This is a genomic window from Janthinobacterium sp. BHSEK (assembly GCF_056174685.1).
The window spans coordinates 101,445-120,174 of the sequence record NZ_JBWBYV010000010.1 but is presented as its reverse complement, the minus strand read 5'-3'; the positions used below and the strand labels follow the sequence as shown (position 1 = coordinate 120,174).

The 18,730-nt window shown below is 65.3% G+C and carries 15 protein-coding genes; 3 read left to right on the top strand and 12 right to left on the bottom strand.

Annotated features, from left to right (window positions below):
* Positions 1–222 precede the first annotated feature (222 nt).
* Positions 223–834, top strand: coding sequence for a 1-acyl-sn-glycerol-3-phosphate acyltransferase (locus AC0V2Y_RS04340; protein WP_475413971.1), 612 nt, complete (start codon positions 223–225; stop codon positions 832–834).
* Here AC0V2Y_RS04340 and AC0V2Y_RS04335 read toward each other — a convergent pair.
* The 12 genes from AC0V2Y_RS04335 to tssK form a co-directional block, all read right to left on the bottom strand.
* Positions 831–1,391, bottom strand: a complete 561-nt coding sequence (locus AC0V2Y_RS04335; protein ID WP_475413972.1) for a HupE/UreJ family protein — start codon at positions 1,389–1,391, stop codon at positions 831–833. The genes AC0V2Y_RS04340 and AC0V2Y_RS04335 overlap by 4 nt on opposite strands.
* Positions 1,388–2,026, bottom strand: coding sequence for an urease accessory protein UreG (gene ureG / locus AC0V2Y_RS04330; RefSeq protein ID WP_475413973.1), 639 nt, complete (start codon positions 2,024–2,026; stop codon positions 1,388–1,390). Before ureG ends, AC0V2Y_RS04335 begins: the two co-directional genes overlap by 4 nt.
* A 22-nt stretch (positions 2,027–2,048) precedes the next feature.
* The gene (locus AC0V2Y_RS04325) at positions 2,049–2,729 is read right to left on the bottom strand and encodes an urease accessory protein UreF (protein ID WP_475413974.1); all 681 of its coding nucleotides are present in this window, start codon (positions 2,727–2,729) and stop codon (positions 2,049–2,051) included.
* On the bottom strand, positions 2,729–3,253 hold the full coding sequence (gene ureE / locus AC0V2Y_RS04320; RefSeq protein ID WP_475413975.1) for an urease accessory protein UreE: 525 nt from the start codon (positions 3,251–3,253) through the stop codon (positions 2,729–2,731). The genes AC0V2Y_RS04325 and ureE overlap by 1 nt, the downstream gene beginning before the upstream one ends.
* A 13-nt stretch (positions 3,254–3,266) precedes the next feature.
* A complete protein-coding gene (gene ureC, locus AC0V2Y_RS04315) occupies positions 3,267–4,967 on the bottom strand; it encodes an urease subunit alpha (RefSeq protein ID WP_475413976.1) in 1,701 nt (566 codons plus the stop codon).
* A gap of 1 nt (position 4,968) precedes the next feature.
* Positions 4,969–5,298, bottom strand: a complete 330-nt coding sequence (locus AC0V2Y_RS04310) for an urease subunit beta (protein WP_219306870.1) — start codon at positions 5,296–5,298, stop codon at positions 4,969–4,971.
* A gap of 23 nt (positions 5,299–5,321) precedes the next feature.
* The gene (locus AC0V2Y_RS04305) at positions 5,322–5,624 is read right to left on the bottom strand and encodes an urease subunit gamma (RefSeq protein WP_034751936.1); all 303 of its coding nucleotides are present in this window, start codon (positions 5,622–5,624) and stop codon (positions 5,322–5,324) included.
* A 25-nt stretch (positions 5,625–5,649) separates the two neighbouring features.
* The gene (locus tag AC0V2Y_RS04300) at positions 5,650–6,492 is read right to left on the bottom strand and encodes an urease accessory protein UreD (RefSeq protein ID WP_475413977.1); all 843 of its coding nucleotides are present in this window, start codon (positions 6,490–6,492) and stop codon (positions 5,650–5,652) included.
* 154 nt (positions 6,493–6,646) lie between these two features.
* Entirely contained in the window at positions 6,647–8,857 is a 2,211-nt protein-coding gene (locus AC0V2Y_RS04295; protein WP_475413978.1) for an EAL domain-containing response regulator, read from the bottom strand.
* A 174-nt stretch (positions 8,858–9,031) separates the two neighbouring features.
* Positions 9,032–11,197 (bottom strand): sensor histidine kinase, encoded by a 2,166-nt coding sequence (locus tag AC0V2Y_RS04290; protein WP_475413979.1) that lies wholly within the window; start codon positions 11,195–11,197, stop codon positions 9,032–9,034.
* Entirely contained in the window at positions 11,194–14,247 is a 3,054-nt protein-coding gene (locus tag AC0V2Y_RS04285) for an ATP-binding protein (protein ID WP_475413980.1), read from the bottom strand. Before AC0V2Y_RS04285 ends, AC0V2Y_RS04290 begins: the two co-directional genes overlap by 4 nt.
* A 162-nt stretch (positions 14,248–14,409) precedes the next feature.
* The gene (tssK, locus tag AC0V2Y_RS04280; RefSeq protein WP_475413981.1) at positions 14,410–15,756 is read right to left on the bottom strand and encodes a type VI secretion system baseplate subunit TssK; all 1,347 of its coding nucleotides are present in this window, start codon (positions 15,754–15,756) and stop codon (positions 14,410–14,412) included.
* A 173-nt stretch (positions 15,757–15,929) separates the two neighbouring features.
* On the opposite strand from tssK, the gene tssF reads away from it, so the two are divergent.
* A complete protein-coding gene (gene tssF, locus AC0V2Y_RS04275) occupies positions 15,930–17,735 on the top strand; it encodes a type VI secretion system baseplate subunit TssF (protein ID WP_475413982.1) in 1,806 nt (601 codons plus the stop codon).
* Positions 17,699–18,724 carry a type VI secretion system baseplate subunit TssG gene (tssG, locus tag AC0V2Y_RS04270; RefSeq protein WP_475413983.1) on the top strand — a complete coding sequence of 342 codons (1,026 nt, stop codon included), beginning with the start codon at positions 17,699–17,701 and terminating at the stop codon, positions 18,722–18,724. Before tssF ends, tssG begins: the two co-directional genes overlap by 37 nt.
* The last annotated feature ends 6 nt before the right edge of the window (positions 18,725–18,730 follow it).

The window sequence follows — 18,730 nt, the reverse complement described above, 5'->3', positions numbered from 1 at the left end:
CTTGCATCAAGTTTTGACCACATACCGTGCATTTAGTGCCCGGCACAGGAAGCAAGCATGGTTAAAATGGCAGTGTAAACGACCCCGACACCGCATGGATAGCGGCCTTCGCTGCTTGTCGCCACCGCCAGCCCCGTATAGAATGCCTGCGCAGAATTTTTGCTTCACGGAAAATGGCCACCAGCGCCATCCCATTAAGAACAGTGTCACTGAAGGGTATCAATGGACGATTTATTTGTACAAGCGGGCGACTTGCCGACCTGGCACCAGCGCTGCGCGCTGCGCGTGCTGCACCTGTTCGGCTGGCGCATGCGCTTCCGCCCCTTGCCGGGGCCGCGCGGCATCGCCGTCGTCTACCCGCACACGTCGAACTGGGATTTCATGGTGGGCCTGTTCGGAAAATGGGCGCTTTCGCTGCCGTTCCGCTGGCTGGCCAAGGATTCGCTGTTCCGCGGCCCCATGGGCAAGGTGCTGCGCTACCTGGGCGGCGAACCAGTCGACCGCAGCACCACCAGCGGCACGATCCAGCGCCAGGCCGAGCGCATGCTGGCCGCCGACTGGTACTGGCTGGCCATCACGCCGGAAGCGACGCGCAGCTACCGTCCGAACTGGAAAAGCGGCTTCTATCACCTGGCCGTCGCCGCCAAGGTGCCGCTGTTGCTGGTCTACATCGACTACCCGAACAAGGTGCTGGGCGTCGTCGACCACTTATACTTGACGGGCGACAAGGATGCCGACATGGCGGCGATTGCCGCCGTGTATGCGGGCCACCAGGGCTTGCATCCGGAAAAAGCCGCGCCCATCGTTCTGTCCGACAAGCGCCCCGCCCCTTAATTCATTCCCATCAGCACCACGCCGGCGGCCGTCAAGGCCACGCCGGCCAGGCGCAGCACGCGCTCGGCCAGCACCTGGCCGGTGAAACGTCCCGCACACAGCAGCATGGCCGAGGCCAGCATGAAACCCCACGCGGCCGAGGCGGACGGCAATTCCTGTCCATGCGCATTGCCATGCGCCAGCGCAAACATGGCCACCAATCCCAAGCCTAGCCAGTTCGGCAAGGCCAGCGCCAGCGCGATGGCCAGTCCCACCAGCGCCACCGTCGCGGCGATGCCCGTTTCCAGCCCGGGCACCGTCAAGCCCGCCATGCCGGCCAGCGCGCCGAACAGCATCATGCCGAGGAAAGTGGCGGGCTGGCCCCAGCCGCGGCGCTGCTGGCCGCCCCAGAGACCCACGCCCAGCATGGCCAGCAAATGGTCGATGCCCGTGAACGGATGGGCGAAGCCGGCCAGGAAGCCCACGCTGTCGCCATGACCGGGGTGGGCCATGGCGGGCACGGCCAGCAGGCACAGTGCCGCGACGGCGGCCGTTTTTGTCATCAGTGTTGCGCTCATTGCAGCTCCTTGCCGGGTTGATCGAGCAAACCTTGCTCGCGGATAAAATCGATCACGGCCTGCACGCCGTCGCCGCTGCGCAGGTTGGTGAACACGAAGGGCCGCTCGCCGCGCATGCGCCTGGCGTCCTGCGCCATGATGTCGAGGTTGGCGCCCACGTACGGCGCCAGGTCCGTCTTGTTGATGATCAACAAGTCGGAGCGCGTGATGCCGGGGCCGCCCTTGCGCGGGATTTTTTCGCCGCCGGCCACATCGATCACGTAGATCGTCAGGTCCGACAGTTCCGGGCTGAAGGTGGCAGCCAGATTGTCCCCGCCCGATTCGACCAGGATCAGGTCGAGATCGGGAAAATCGGCCTGCATGCGCGCGATCGCTTCCAGGTTGATCGACGCATCTTCGCGGATCGCCGTGTGCGGACAGCCGCCCGTCTCCACGCCCATCAGGCGTTCGGCCGGCAAGGCATCGGCGCGCAACAGGATTTCCATGTCTTCCTTGGTGTAGATGTCGTTCGTGATGACGGCCATGTCGTAGCGCTCGCGCATGCCCTTGCACAGCATTTCGCACAGGGCCGTCTTGCCCGAGCCAACGGGGCCGCCGATGCCCACGCGCAGGGGATTGGAGGTAATCGATGTCATGTTTGCTCTCTCGTTGAATAGTTCAGGAACGGTACAGGCGGCTGTACTGCACTTCGTGCCGCATCGACAGCAGCGACAGGCCCGGCGCCCAGTTGCCCATCTCGTCGTCTTGCAAGGTTTGCGCCGTCAGGGCCGTCGCTTCCAGGTCCGGCCGCAGCGACAGCAGCAGGCGCTGGCCCGCCACCTGCCCCAGCGGCACGGATTTCACGCAGACGAGCACCTGGTTTTCCGCCCAGGCGAACAGCATGGCCAGCAGCGCCTCTTCACGCGGGATGGCCAGTGCCGCCACGGCGCAGGCATACGCGGTGGGCAGGGCCACTTCCGGCTCGCCCTGCAGCATGTCGATCAGCACGCCGTCGGCCACGCCCAGCTCGGCCAGCAATTTGGTCAGCGAGTATCCCATCTGGATGGTTTCGGCGCGAAATTCCGCCGTGTCGCGCGAAGCGATGAAACGCTCGCTCCAGCGCTGCACGGCGCCCAGGTCCTGCGCTGCAAACGCCTGCATCAAGCGCCAGCACAAAGGCGCCTCCCAGCGCGCCACCACCTGCGCCAGATGTTGCGCGATCCATGCGCGCGCCATGGCCGCATCCGTCACCAGGCCCGATTCCAGCGCCGCTTCCAGCCCCTGCGAATAGCTGTAGGCGCCGATCGGCAAGGCCGGGCTGGCGAACTGCAGCAGATGCAGCAGGGCCGACGCCTGCATCAGGCGGCGCCCGGTGCATCGCCGGGACGGTGGATTTTCTGCCGCAGCGGCACGGGTGCCAGCAAATGCTGGCCGTGGCCGTCGTGGTGGCCATGGCCGCCGCCGTAGGCGCCCGCTTCCGGCTCGAACGGCGCGTCTTCCTCTGTCACGGTCGCCTGCAAGCCTTCGAGCATCTCCCTCAACACCACGTCCTTACGGATGCGCAAAAAGCCGTCGCCCACCTGCGCCTGCGTGTGACGGTTCCCCAGGTGAAAAGCGCAACGCAGCAGAGTGTGCGCATCCGCGCAGCGCACCAGGTAGGTCGGTTCGCGCGCGGCGACGATCTGCACCACCTGCCCGCCCGGCCCCGTCATGCGCTCGCCGTCGCGCAGCACCGTGCCGCGCACGGTGAACACGGCCACGTCGTCGCCATTCGACAACACGGCGCGCAGACGGCATTTTTCGCGCTGGTCGTAGGGCAGCACCAGTTGGGCAAACGGCGCGCGGTCATCGTCGGGACCTAATTTGGTATGCAAAGTGAGCATGCTTGTCTCCCGCTTAAAATAGAAAATAACGCTGCGCCATGGGCAGCACGGCCGCCGCCTCGCACACGAGCAGCTGGCCGTCGGCGCGCACGGCATAGGTTTCCGGGTCCACTTCCATGTGCGGCGTGGCGCCGTTGTGGATCATGTCGGCCTTGCGCAAGCCGCGCATGTTTTTCACGGCGATGACGGATTTATTGAGTTTGAGCTGATGCCCGATATCGAGCTCGTAGGCCGCCTGCGAGACGAACGTAAACGACTTTTTCAGGCCGCCGCCGAAGGCGCCGAACATCATGCGGTAATGCACGGGCTGCGGCGTGGGAATCGAGGCGTTCGGGTCGCCCATCTGCGCGGCCGCGATCATGCCCCCCTTGAGTATCATCGACGGCTTGACGCCGAAAAAGGCCGGCTTCCACAGCACGATATCGGCGATCTTGCCCGCCTCGATGGAACCCACCACGTGCGATATCCCGTGCGTGATGGCCGGGTTGATCGTGTACTTGGCGATGTAGCGCTTGGCGCGGAAGTTGTCGCTGCGCGCCGTGTCGGGCGCCAGCGCGCCCCGCTGCACCTTCATCTTGTGCGCCGTCTGCCAGGTGCGCATGATCACTTCGCCCACGCGGCCCATGGCTTGCGAGTCGGACGACATCATCGAGATGGCGCCGATATCGTGCAGGATGTCTTCGGCGGCGATGGTTTCGCGGCGGATGCGCGACTCGGCAAAGGCCACGTCTTCGGCAATGGCCGGGTCCAGGTGGTGGCATACCATCAGCATGTCCAGGTGCTCGTCGAGCGTGTTGACGGTAAACGGGCGCGTCGGGTTGGTCGACGAGGGCAGCACATTGGACTGGCCCACGGCGGCGATGATGTCGGGCGCATGGCCGCCGCCCGCCCCTTCCGTGTGGAAGGTGTGGATGGTGCGGTCCTTGAAGGCAGCCAGGGTGTGTTCGAGGAAGCCCCCTTCGTTGAGGGTATCGCTGTGCAGCGCCACCTGGATATCCATGCGGTCGGCCACGGACAGGCAATTGTCGATGGCGGCCGGCGTGCTGCCCCAGTCCTCGTGCAGTTTCAGGCCGATGGCGCCCGCGCGCACCTGTTCTTCCAGGGGCAGCGGCAAACTGACGTTGCCTTTGCCCATGAAGCCCAGGTTCATCGGGAAGGCGTCGGCCGCCGCCAGCATGGCGTGCAAGTGCCACGGTCCCGGCGTGCAGGTGGTGGCGGCCGTGCCCACGGCCGGCCCCGTGCCGCCGCCCAGCATGGTGGTCACGCCGCTCATCAGCGCTTCCTCGATCTGCTGCGGGCAGATGAAGTGGATATGCGTGTCGACGCCGCCGGCCGTGACGATCATGCCTTCGCCGGCGATGATCTCGGTGGCGCCGCCGATGGCGAGCGTGACGCCGGGCTGGATGTCCGGGTTGCCCGCCTTGCCGATGCCGAAGATCAGGCCGTTTTTCAGGCCGATGTCCGCCTTCACGATGCCCCAGTGGTCGAGGATGACGGCATTCGTGATGACGGTGTCCATCACCTCGGCCGCACAACGCTGCGACTGGCCCATGCCGTCGCGGATGACTTTACCGCCGCCGAATTTCACTTCTTCGCCGTAGATCGCGTAATCATGCTCGATCTCGATGAACAGTGCCGTGTCGGCCAGGCGGATGCGGTCGCCCTTGGTGGGGCCGAACATCTCGGCATACGCGCTGCGGGGAATGCTGGCCATCTCAATCCTTTCCCGGTGGTGTGTCTTGCAGTTCGCCCATCACTGCGCCATTGAAGCCGAACACCTTGCGCTCGCCCGCCAGCGCCACCAGTTCCACCGTACGCTGCTGGCCCGGCTCGAAGCGCACGGCCGTGCCGGCCGTGATGTTCAGGCGCATGCCGTAGGCGCGCCAGCGCTCGAAGGCCAGCGCCGGGTTGACTTCAAAAAAGTGGAAGTGCGAGCCGACCTGGATGGGCCGGTCGCCGCGGTTGGCCACCACCACGGTGGCCGTGGCGCGCCCCGCGTTCAAGCTGATTTCGCCTTCTTCCAACTGGTATTCGCCTGGGGTCATGAGGGGCTCCTTCGCAAAAAAAACTACGGTATCGGGTGGTGCACGGTCACCAGCTTGCTGCCATCGGGGAAAGTCGCTTCCACCTGGATGTCGGGGATCATCTCGGCGATGCCGTCCATGACGTCCGCGCGCGAAAGTATCTTCGTGCCGTCCGACATCAGCTGCGCCACCGACTTGCCGTCGCGCGCCCCTTCCATGATGGCGGCGCTGATCAGGGCCACCGCTTCCGGATAATTGAGCTTCAAGCCGCGCGCCAGGCGCCGTTCGGCCAGCAGCGCGGCCGTAAAAATGAGCAGCTTGTCTTTTTCGCGGGGAGTCAGGTCCATGGTTTTCCTTGTGCTTCTTTCCTGTTCAAGTGTTCCAGATGCGGGGCACGACGGCGTCGCGCCCCAGCATGGCGGGGCGCAGCAACTGCCAGGCGGCCAGCATGATGCGGCGCGCCGCCTCGCTGTCGCCACACAGCAGGCGCACCGCCACCAGCGATTTCATCTGCGTGGCGCCAAATGCGGCGCCTTCCGGCACGGCGATCCCGCGCACGGCCGCCAGTACGGCGGAAGAAACGGGCGTGCCGACGGCGATCAGGGTGGCGCATACCGTGTGTCCGCCCAGGCCGAGGGGGCTGGCCATCAGCGCGCCGCGGGCGGCCAGCACGCCCTGCTCCCACCACAGCAGCTTGCCGCCGCGGCGGATCCGCACCTGCTGGCTGATGCTGCCCGTGTTAAAAATTTCCCCCGCGGCGCTGCGGCCCAGGCAGACGATGTCGCAGCCGATGTAGCCGGCGTCCGGCGCCAGCTCCACTTCATGGAGCTGGCGCACGCAGGCCTGGTCGAAGAAAATGCTTTCCTGCGGCAGCCACTCGATGGCGGCGCCGCGGCCCGCGCGCAGCACGATGTGCTGGCCCGAGACGTGGCCATTCGCGCGGTACCATTTGGCGGCGCCCGGCGACGTGAGCAAGGCGTGCGCGCCCTCGCCCGCCGTGACGTCGACGGCCAGCTGGTCGCCGCCCACCACGCCGCCGGGCGGATGGATGATGATGGCGTGGCAGACGCCATCGCCTTCCGGGTACAGGGGCTTTTGCACGCGCAGGGGGCCGCTGTGCGTGCGCTCGACGAGGCGGCTGACGCCATCGTGCAGCGCAAAGCCCAGGCGCAGATGCGCCTGCCAGGCGCCGTGCGCGCTGGCTGGTGTAGGCATGACTGGATGGCTGCTGTCTGGCATGCGGGGCAATCGCGTAAATAAGCGATTACCTAAGCAGGATATGTGCCAGCGTCAGGGGAAGGAAAAGTGAGAATCACGCACCGCGCTGCAGCGGACGCACCGGCATGGTGCATCGGCCGCACCGCGGCGCTTAGGCCTGGGCCATGGCCAGGGTGCGCCGTTCGCGCAGCAAGGCCGTAAACGACGCGGCGCCCAGGGGACGGCTGAAATAATAGCCCTGCATTTCATCGCAGCCGTGTTCCGTCAAGAAGTCGACCTGCTCGCGCGTCTCCACGCCCTCGGCGATGACGCGCATGTCGAGGTTGTGCGCCAGCGAGATGACGGAGCGGGCGATGGCCGCGTCGCTGCTGCTGGTGGTGACGTCGTCGACGAAGGATTTGTCGATCTTCAGCACGTCGATGGGGAAGCGCTTCAGGTAGCCGAGGCTGGAATAGCCGGTGCCGAAGTCGTCGAGCGAAATGCCCACGCCGATATCCTTCAGGCGCGTCAGGGCCGCCACGGCCTTGTCCGGGTCGCCCATCACCGTGCTTTCCGTGATCTCGATCCCCAGGCAGGCGGGCGCGATGCCGTATTTGCGCAAGGTCGCCTCGACGAAAGGCACCGTGCGGTCCTGCGCGAACTGCTTGCCGGACAGGTTGACGGCCACCTTGATGCTGCCCAGGCCCGCATCGTGCCACACGCGGATCTGCGCGCAGACGCTTTCGAGCACCCACTCGCCGATGGCCGTGATGGAACCATACTCCTCGGCCAGCGCGATGAACAGGCCGGGCGGCACCTTGCCCAGCACAGGGTTATTCCAGCGCAACAACGCTTCCGCGCCCAGCATGGCGCCCGTGCGCAAGCACATCTGCGGCTGGTAATGCACTTCGAATTCATCGCGGCCGATGGCGCCGCGCAGCTGCTGCTGCATGGCCAGGCGGGCGCGGATATCGCTGCCCATGCGCTCCGTAAAGAAGGCGTAATGGTCGCGCCCCATTTCCTTGGCGCGCACCAGGGCCGTGTCGGCGTGGCGCAGCACGTCGTCGAGGCTGTCGCCGTCGGCCGGGCACATGGCGATGCCGATGCTGGTGGTCAGCGCCAGGCGCTCGCCGTCGACGCTGAGTTCTTCGCGCAGGCCGGCCAGGATGGTTTGCGCCAGCGCCAGCGTGCGGCCCAGCAGGGCATCGTCCTGCAGCAGGATCTGGAATTCGTCGCCCCCCTGGCGCACCACCGTGTCGCCCTCGCGCACGCAGCCGGACAGGAAACGCGCCACCACCTGCAAGGCCTTGTCGCCCACAGCCTGGCCGTGCGAATCGTTGATGTTCTTGAAGCGGTCCAGGTCCAGGCACATCAGCACCACCTGCTGGCCGTCGCGCAGGGCGTTCGCGCGCGCCTGTTCGAAACGCTCGCGCAGCAGCACGCGGTTCGGCAAACCCGTCAACGCGTCGTGGTAGGAGAGGAAATCGATCAGATGCTGCTCGGCCTTGCGCTCGCTGATGTCGAGGAACACGCCGATGTAGTTGACGACGGCGCCGTCCGGGCCATGCACGGTGGAGGCGCTGAGCAGGCAGGGATAGGTGTCGCCGCTCTTGCGCCGCGTCTGCACCTCGCCCGACCAGCAGCCGCTGCTGCGCAAGCCCTGGCGCAGGGCCAGCAGCACCGCTTCGCCCGTGTATTCGGCGTGCAGGCGCATGATGTCCGTGCCCACCACTTCCTGCGCCGCGTAGCCGGTGATGCGGGTAAAGGCGGGATTGGCGGTGACGATGACGCCGGCCGGGTCGGTGATCAGGATGGCGTCCTGGGTCGCTTCGAAGACCTGGCCCGACAGGCGCAGCAATTCTTCGTTGGCGCGGCGGATCTGCACTTCGCGCGCCAGGGTGCTGGCCACCTGCTCCAGTTCGGCCGTGCGCTCGGCCACGCGCCGCTCCAGGTTGGCGCGCTCCTGCGCCAGCTGCAGCTGCGCCCGCGCCAGACGCACGTGGGCATCGGTGCGGGCCAGGATTTCCTCGGCCTGGAAGGGCTTGGCGATGAAATCGACGGCACCCAGCGCAAAGCCGCGCACCTTGTCGTCCGTATCGTATTGCGCCGACAGGAAGATCACCGGCACCTGGCTCAGCGATGGAATTTCCTTCAGGCGGCGGCACACTTCAAAGCCGTCGAGGCCCGGCATGCGCACGTCGAGCAGGATCAGCTCCGGCGGGCGCGCCTGGGCCGTCCACAGGGCCAGTTCGCCGTTCGGCGCCTGGCGCACCGCATAGCCGGCGCCGCCCAGCAAATCGCTCAACAGCTTCAGCGAAGCCGGCGTATCTTCAACGATCAGTACTTCGCCCTTCGAGTTCACTTCCGAAAAATCGCGGTGCATGTAGCAGTTCTCTCAGCTTTGGATGAGGCGCGGCGGTCCGTTGCCGCGCTGGACAAGACATTTCTTTGCGATGAACTACGTACTATCATCATAATCTTTATTGCAATTTAGCACCATCCATCGGCCCTACTTAGTCCGTCTTTTCAGCGAAACCGATGTTGTCAGCCCACACTTTCACGTGTGCGCCAGCGCCTCCTCATTCTCCAGCAAGTCGCACAGCTGGCGGTACCGATGCTGGTCGAGCATGGCCTGCAGCGGCGCCAGCACGGGCGCCGCCGCCGGCGGCAAGGCGCCCAGCAGCAGGGCCACCCTGGCCAGGTTCAATTCGCGCAGCGCCACCAGCAAGGCGGCGCGCTCCTCGCCGGCCAGCAGCTGCAAGTCCTGCGCCCGCAGTGCCGGCGGCGCCTCGTGCGCCGGCATTGCGGGCAGCGGCACGGGCGCCTGCACGGGCGCCTCGGCCGCCTGCGCGGGAATGCTGAAACGGAAGGTGGCGCCCTGCCCCGGCATGGATTCCACCGTCAGTTCCCCTTTCATCAGCTGCACGAATTCGCGCGAGATGGCCAGGCCCAGGCCCGTGCCATCCTTCGGTCCCGCGCTGTCGGCCTGCACGAAGGGCTCGAAGATGCGCTGCTGGTCCTCCGGGGCGATGCCGATGCCCGTGTCGCTGACGGCGAACGACAGCATCCATTCATCGCCGCCGCGCCGCTCGCCGCGCACGCGCAAGGTCACCTCGCCGCCGCCGGCGAACTTGACGGCGTTCGACATCAGGTTCAGCAGCACCTGGCGCAGGCGCGTCGCGTCGAGCAGCACGGCCGCGGGCAGGTCCGCGCAATCGAGGCGCAGCGCCAGCCCCTGCTGCTCGGCGCGCATGCCCAGCATGTCCATCACTTCCTGCAGCAGCGGCGCCAGCGCCGCCACGGCCGTCTGCGCCTGCAGGCGGCCCGCCTCGCCCTTCGACAGTTCGAGGATTTCATTGATCAGGGTGAGCAAATGGTTGCCCGAGCGGTGGATGATGGCCAGGTTGCGCTTTTCATCGTCCTGCATGTTCGGCGAGGCGGCCATCAGGCGCGAAAAGCCGATCACGGAATTCAAGGGCGTGCGCAATTCATGGCTCATGTTGGCCAGGAAGGTGCTCTTGGCGCGGTTCGCCGCCTGCGCCTGGCTGACGGCCACCGACAGGGCGCTCGTGCGCTCGGCCACCAGTTCTTCCAGGTGGTGGCGGTGGCGCAGCAGTTCCAGTTCGGCCTCGCGGTGCGCCGTGATGTCGTAGTTCGAGCCCACCAGACGCATGGGCCGGCCCTGCCCGTCGCGGAAAATCACGGCGTCGGCCTTGATGTAGCGGATGGCGCCATCGGGCCACAGGATGCGGTATTCGTGCGTGAACGCCTGGCCGGCGCCCAGCGCGGCGCGCAGGGCCGCCTTGGCGGCCGGCACGTCGTCCGGCATCAGCGCCCTGCGCCAGATCGCCGCCGGCGCCATGCCGCTTTCCGCGTCGGCCTTGAACTGCGCATACATCTGCTCATCCCACTGCAAGGCATCGCTGCTGACGTTCCAGTCCCAGATGCCGATGCTGGCCGCGCCCGTGGCCATCTGCACGCGCTCCTCGCTGCGCTGCAAGGCGCGGTAGCGGCTGTCGAGCAGCGCCACCATGTCGCGGATGGAGCGGTACAAGGTGCGCAGCTCGCCCAGGAACCACGCTTTCGGCGGCGTGCCGGACGCTTCGCCCTGCCCTGCCTGGATGCCGGCGGCATACTGGCCGATCGCCTTCAGAGGCTTGAGCATCAGACACCACATGAGCAGCCAGATGCTGGCCACCAGGATCACGTCGAGCGCCACGATCATGGCGCCGATGCCCAGCGCGCGCTGGCGCAGTTGCGCGTGCAGCAGGGCCGGCGTCGCATACACGGCAACGCTGCCGATGACCTGTCCGCCCATCGTCACGGGGCGCCGCTGCACCAGCCAGCCGGCTTCCGCGGACAGCGAGGAAAAGCTGCCGATGGCGCCGGACGCAGTGCGGCGCAGGACCAGCGCTTCCTTGCCGATGCCCGGCGTGAGGGAACTGGCCACCAGGTCGCGCTTGCCCAGCATGCTGCGCATGATGGCCTGCATCTGCTTTTCATCGAGATTCCACAATGGCAGTTCGATGGCCACGGCCAGCTGGTCCGCGCTGACCGACAGGCTGCGCTCCAGCTGCTGCCAGCGCTGCTCGCGTTCTGACTGGTAAAACAGCACGGCAAACACCAGCAGCAGCGCGGTGACGACAAAGGTCAGCGCCACGCTGACGGCCAGCACGATGGACACGCCGCCCAGGCGCGCGCCCCTGGATGCGTGCAAAGTCATGCGTCTTCGCCCTGCGGCTCGCTGGCCGGCTGCGCCAGCAAGGCGCACAGCGGCTGGTACTGGTGCTGTTCCAGCATGGCGGCGATGTGCGCGGTCAGCTGCGGCAGGCTGGTCGCCACGCCGGCCAGCACGATGGCGCTGCGCCGCAAATCGAGGGCCTGCACGGATTCGAGCAGCGCCTGCCGCTCGGCCGCGCCCAGCTGGCCCAGCGCCTGCTGCAGGTCGAAGGCGGCGGCCGGCACGCGCGGCGCCGGGGCGGCCGTGCGCTGGAAGCGCAGGCCCAGCTGCTGCTCCAGCATGGCGAACAGGTGTTCCTGCTCGATCGGCTTGCGCAGGAAGCCGTCGGCGCCGGCGGCCAGCGCCTCCTGCTTTTCTTCCTCGAAGGCGGAGGCGGTCATGATCACCAGGCGCGGCTGCACCAGCGCCGGCTGCGCGCGCAGCCAGCGCGTCAGCGCCAGGCCGTCCAGGTCCGGCATGCGCCAGTCGCTGAGCACCATGTCGTAGCGCTGCGCCGCCAGCATGGCTTGCGCCTGCACGCCGCCCGCTGCCTCGTGCAGCTGGAAGCCCAGCGGCGCCAGCAAGCCGGCCAGCAGCTTGCGGCAGTTGTCGTCATCGTCGACCAGCAGCACCATGCGCCCGCGCTGGGCCGGCGGCAGGCGCGCCACGCGGCCCGGCGCCAGCGCCGCGATGGCCGGCTGCCGCAGCAGCGGTGCGCGCAGCACGAAGCTGAAGCGGGAACCGGCGCCCAGGGTCGATTCGACGCGCAGCTCGCCGCCCATCAGGCGCACGAATTCGCGCGAAATCGTCAGCCCCAGTCCCGTGCCGGCCTGCGCCACGGCGCTGTCGGCCTGCACGAACGGTTCAAAGATGCGTTCCAGGTCTTCTTCCGCGATGCCGCTGCCCGTATCGCGCACGGCAAACGCCAGCGCCACTTGCCCGTCGTCGCCCGCCTGGCAGGCCAGCGACAGGGTCACGCTGCCCTGCTCGATGAACTTGAGCGCGTTCGACAGCAAATTGAGCAGCACCTGGCGCAGCTTGGCGCCGTCGAGGCGCACCAGCGGCGGCACGCCGGCACGCTCGAGCCGCAGCGCGATGCCCTGGTCGCTCGAGCGCATGCGCACCATCTCGAGCACCTCGTCGAGCAAGCCGTTCAAGTCCACCGGCCCCGCCTGCAGCTGCATGCGGCCCGCCTCGATTTTCGACAATTCCAGGATATCGTTGATCAAGGTCAGCAAGTGGTGGCCCGCGCGGTTGATGATGGCCAGGTTGTGTTTTTCTTCCTCGAACATGCTGCTCGAATCGGCCATCATCTGCGAAAAGCCGATCACGGAATTCAAGGGCGTGCGCAATTCATGGCTCATGTTGGCGAGAAAAACGCTTTTCGCGCGGTTCGCCGATTCGGCCTCGGTGACGGCCACGGACAGGGCCGCCGTGCGCTGCTGCACCAGCTCTTCCAGGTGGTCGCGGTAGCCGAGCAGCTCCTGCTCGCTTTGCTTGCGCTCGGAAATGTCGACGATGCCGCTGCGCACCAGGCGCCGCCCTTCCATCGGCAAGCGCACCAGCCGCACCTCGCAGGGGAAAATGCTGCCGTCGGCGCGCCGCACATGGCGCTCGACCATGATGGGTTCGCCCAGCATGGCGCGGCGCAGATGCTCTTCCACCATCAGGCCCAAAGGCAGGCCGTCTGGCTGCTCCGTGCTGTACAGGTCGAACGGCCCGCGCGCCAGCAGCGCTTCGCGCGACATGCCCAGCATGCGCTGCGCGCTGCTGTTGGCGTCGATGAAGCGGTCCTGGTCCAGGTCGTACACGACGATGGCCTCGGGCGCATGCTCGACGAGGATGCGGAAGCGCTGTTCGCTTTCGCGCGCTTCGCGCTCGGCATGGCGCAAACGCCGCCGCTGCAGCAGCAGGGCGCTCAGCAAGCCGGCCATGACGATGAAGATGGCGCCCACCAGCAGCACGGCGGCGCGGTGTTCGTGCCACAGCTGCGGCGGACGGTTGAAGAACAGGGTGTGCGGCGGCAGCTGGCTGATGTCGGCATCCCAGCGCTGCAGCTGCTCCCAGTCGTACATGGGCACGGGGCGGACCGGCGGCAGCAAGGCACCCGGCGCGGCAGGCGCCTTGCCGTCCAACACGGCCAGCGACATCTGCGCCACCTGCTGCGCGGCCCGCTCGATGTGCAGGATGGAGCCGCCCAGGATGCCCTTGCCGACCGTCGCGTTATACATGCCGAAGGCGGGCACATTGGCCAGCCGCGCCAGCTGCACGGAAAACTGCACGGGCGTGGCGATGTTGCCATCCACATCGCGGTTGACGTTGCCCGCCACCAGCAGCGTATTGGCGGGCAGGTGCGCCACCGCCGCGCGCATCTGCTCGAGGGACAGGTTGTCGAGATACCGCATGGCCACCTTGCCCCGCCAGGCCAGCGCCGCCTGCTGCATGCTGCGCTTCAAGGCCTGGTCGGCCTCGCTGGTGCCGACGGCCATGACGATGCTTTTGGTCTCCGGGAACAGCGCCATCGCTTGCGCCAGGGTGCCGGGAAAATCGACGTTCGCCTTTTGCTGCCAGATGGACGCCGGGCTGCCGGCCGGCAAGGCCTTGCCCGAGGTGTTAATCGCCAGCACGGGCACGCCGCGCGCCAGCGGCGCCAGGTCCGACAGCAAGAAATCGAGCGCCGGCTGCTGCATGGCGATGATCAGGTCCGCCTTGCGCCCCATCATCTGGGTGTATCTTAAAAGCAACAAATCGCGCATCTCGTTGCGCAGCGCCGGGTCACCCTGGGTATTCAAGTTCAGGTGCTCGACCATGATGTCTTCGCTGGCCAGGCCCGCAGCGGCCATGGCGGCCACATAGGTGCGCGTGTACGATTCCACGCCGGCGCGGCCGTAATCGTAGGCGTTGAGGAACAGCACGCGCTGCCCCTGGTGCGCCGGCGCGGCGGCCGGCACGGCGGCAGGGGCCGCGGCGACACAGAGCGCCAGCAGCAATGCGCGGCCGCAGCGGCGCGCCGCTGTCCCACCCATCCCGCCGCCCGGCGCTTCACGCATCATTCGCCATGCCCATGCTCACCCTCGCCTGTCACCATGTTTCAACTATGCGCCGACCATTCAGCCACCGACACTTACAAAAACATGATAACGTCAACTGCCGGGGCAAGTCTATTGCTTAGGGCAATCATTTGACAATACACGCGCTCGCTACGCCAGCCATCGTTACGCGGCGGTGCCGCTGATACCGAACAATTCCAGCTTCAACCCTTTTATGCCAGACGGCACATAAATCGCAATCGCCTGGGCCTTGATCATGCCGTCATAAATACCGCCCTTGTTATCGATGGAAAAGTAATACGTGTTTGGCCGCACCGGCACTTCGGCGGGAACCTGTGCCAGATGGCGCAACTCGGCCCCCGGCAGCGCGCGGCCCAGCAATAGTTCGATATTGTCCGGAGATGAAATCTTGAACTGCAACGGCACCGTGGCGACCAGTTCCAGCGCCGGCATATCGGCGTTTACCGCAAGACAGAGTTCGGTCTGACGGTCGATGCGCGCAGCATCGAGCAAGCCATGATAATGGGTGTTTTGTTGCGCGTCGTTGGACAGTGGAATCGGGAAGTAACGCGACAGGAGAACAGTATCGATCAGGTCGCGAATGATGCCATCGAGCTTGCCGAAACCGGGCGCCGCGTCATCGTGAGAATAAGCGGGCAAGTCGCTCAGTGTGTATTTTTTCGAAAACGTCATCAAGCCACCGGCCAATGCCATCAATTTTTCAAACAAATACACGGGATGGTGGCGCCGGTAACTGGCGCAATGACTGAGCATGGCGCTGGCCGTGCTCAAGGTATGGAGCATCCAGAACGAGGAAACATCCCCGCCATGAAATTCCACCGTATTGTTACCAGGCTGACGGTGGCGGCTGTACAGCGCCTCAATCTTCGCGCCCATGCGCTCGATCAGGGAATCGAGCAGTTTCTGCAGCGAGGAATCGGCACTGATGGTCAGGCCAGGCGGCATGAAGGCGGCATCGATTTCAAAGCTGCCATTGCCAGCGCGGTACAAACGGATCACAGGGATGGCAAGGTAATCATTCAGGGGCTCCAGTTGCGACAGCAGATACACGCGTTTCTTCAGGTAGGCGACGTCTATGCTGACCGCCTCGCTGTACAGGTCCGGGGTTTCGATATCCGCCTGTGCATAGCGCGCGCCTGCGGAGCTCACATTGCCGCCATGTGCCTGCAGTGCGGGCAGCGCGGCATAAAAGGTAAAACTATGTTCGCTGGCTGGCAGCCTGGACAGGTCAACCGCACTGGGCAATACGTCGCCAAGCGGCGCCTCAAACAGTTCGCCATCCTGAAAGACGAGCGACATGGCGTCCGCCCGCAGGCTATTGTTGGCCAGCGCATCCATATTCCAGCTGACGCCATGCACGCCCCATAAATGTGGATTGATCAATGAAGCCAGACGCTGCAGGCGCGCTTCATGGTAGCGGTCCAGCTGCTGGAATTGCTGGGGACCGATGGCCAGGCCTTCGGACCAGAGCAATTTGGATGGCAATGTCATGGCGTTCTCCCTATTGAGCGTTGGAATCTTTCTGCCTTGCCAGTCTGATATTGCCAGCGTGGAGGTCATTGATGTTGCGCAGCAACCTTGTTCAATTATTTGCGCAAACGCAATTTACCCTTGAGCAAAGGCTCGGATACTGGCCATTCCACCGCCAGGACACAGGAAGAGAGATGGAGGACTTGCTGCCGTATTTCGAACGCGAGCTGGTGATGCTGCGGCGGCATTGCCGTGAGTTCTCCGAACGCTATCCGAGAATCGCCGGTAAATTGCACATGTCCGGCGAGTCGTGCGAAGACCCCCACGTGGAACATTTGATCGAATCGGTGGCCATGCTGGCGGCACGTATCTCAAAACGGCTCGATGACGACTATCCGCAATTTACGGAAGCCCTGTTCGAAGCCCTGTTCCCGCATTATCTGCGCCCCTTTCCCTCCTGCAGCATCGTATGCCAGCCCGCCCCGGCGGCTGGTGCGGGCGTATTGCACTTGCCGGCCGGCAGTGAAATGGATGCAACGCCTGTACGTGGCGTGCGCTGCCGCTTCAAGACGGTCTACGACATGACGACCGGCGCATCGCTACTGGACAGCGCCGTTTTCGATGCGATGATCAAGGCGCCGCCGGGCGTGCGCCTGCCGGCATCGGCCAGTTGCTCGCTGAACATCGGCATCCTGCATCCCGGTGCGGCGCCCGCATCGCTGCGCGTTTTCATCGATGGCGAAGCTTCTTTTTCCGCTGCATTGCGCGATGCCCTGTTCATGCATACCGTCTGCGCATTTGTGTCGACCGACGCGGTGCAATGGATGGCCTTGCCCGCCGTGCCCTTGACGCCCGTCGGCTTCGCCGACACGGATGCCTTGATACCTTTCGGTGCTCGCTCGCAGCCGGCCTACCGCATCCTGAGCGAGTATTTTGCCTATCCGGAAAAATTCAATTTCTTTGACATCGATACCGCGGCGCTGGGCGCCGCCCTGCCGCCTGGCAGCCAGCGCCTTACCCTGCATCTGTGCATGGCCGGCTTGCGCTCCGATTCCGCCACGGCGCGCATGTTGTCCAGCATTTCCAGCGAAAACCTGAAGCTGGGCTGCAGTCCCGCAGTCAATCTCTTCCGCCAGGAAGGCGTGCCGATTTCCGTCACCCGGCAGAAAACCGACTACTCCGTGCTGGCCCATGCCACCCATGCGCATGGCTACGAAGTCGTCACTGTCGATGCGGTGCGTTTGCTGCGCCAACGCGGCGGCGAAAGCACGCTGACGGAATTTCGCCCCCTGTACAGCCTGCGCCATGGGGAGGGTGCGTCTCAACAAGGTCATTACTGGGTCTTGCGCCACGATACGGCGCTGGCCATCAACAGTCCGGGTCACGAAAAGAAAATCACGCTGGTCGACAGCGACTTCAATCCCCTGATCCATGAAAAGGCCAGCCTGTCGCTGTCGCTGACATGCAGCAACCGCGATCTTCCCCTTGCGCTCAAATACGGCCAGCCGCAAGGAGACCTGCAGCCATGCGCTGGCGGCCCGGCACTGCACATGCTGCGACGCCCCAGCCAGCCGCGCCGCTTCTCACCGGGCGCGGGCCTGCACTGGCGCCTGATTTCGCACCTGACGCTGAATCATCACGCGCTGGTCCAGGAGGGCCTGCCGGCGCTGCGCGAAATGCTGACGCTGTACGACCTGTCCCGATCGGCGACCTCGCAACGCCAGATCGGCGGTATCGCCGCGCTGGCTCACTCGCCGACCACGACATGGCTGCGGCACCGGCGCGGCACCTCGCTGGCGCATGGCGTGGAGGTACGCATCACGCTGGACGAGGAAGCCTTTATCGGCAGCGGCATGCACCTGTTTGTGCAGGTGATCGATCACTTCCTTGGGCTGTATGTGCAAATCAACAGTTTCATCGAACTGGTGGTGCTGTCACTGCAAAGCGGAGAGGAGCTGATCCGATGCAAACCAAGAAGCGGACTGCAGAATCTGGTGTAGTCCAACACTTGCTCGCCGAACCTTACCGCTATCAGTTCGTGCAGGCGGTGCGTATTCTGCTGTGCTGGCTACGCCGGCAGAATGTGTCCCATGCGCAAGCCTTCGGCCAGGTGCTGCGCTTCAAGAACAGCCTGTCCTTGAGTTTTCCGGCCAGTGAAATCGAGCAGCTCTCGCTCGACGAGAATGAACAACTGATCCTGATACCGGCTTTCATGCGGTTTCTGGGCGTCGGCGGCACTTTGCCCTTGCACCACTCGGAACGGATCGCCGCCTACCGCTTGTCGAGCAAGGACGCCGGCGTCTCGGCCTTCCTCGATATCTTTTCGCACCGCATGCTCACGCTGTATTACGCGGCGTGTGAAAAGTATCGGCTGGAATCCATGCTCCAGACCCAGGCAAAGGACGAGCAACTACTGTTGTTGTCGGCACTGGCCGGCGTGCAGCGCGATGCTCTGCCGTCGAGCGCTGAACCTGATGTCGTGACACAGGACGTCGCGGCCTGGTACGCGGGTCTGCTGCGCTGCCGCCCCGTCTCCGCGCAAGCGATTGCCCCCGCGCTGGCGGAATACTGCGGCGTACCCGTCGCCCTGCAACAATTTGTCGGGGGCTGGGACTATCTGGAAAAAAACCGGCGCAGCCTGCTGGGCAGTATCAACTTCACCCTGGCGCGCGGCGCAACGCTCGGCCTGCGGCTGTGGCGCCAGGACATGCGCGTCTGCCTGCATATCGGTCCGCTGGATCCGGCGGGCCTGCAACGCTTCCTGCCGCGCAGCGCAGGTGCGGCGGCACTGGCGAAGATGCTGGCGCTGTTTGGCGTACCGGATTTGCAATACGAAGTGCGGCTGATACTGAGTCCGCCATGCATCAAGCCCCTGCTCCTGAGTTCCAAGCCTTCAGACAGGCGGCGCCTGGGCTGGACGACGTTCTTGCAGACGGCACAAGGCAAGGTACGCGGCGCCGAGGTGCGCTATTTACTGCAGCTGGATTGAACAATT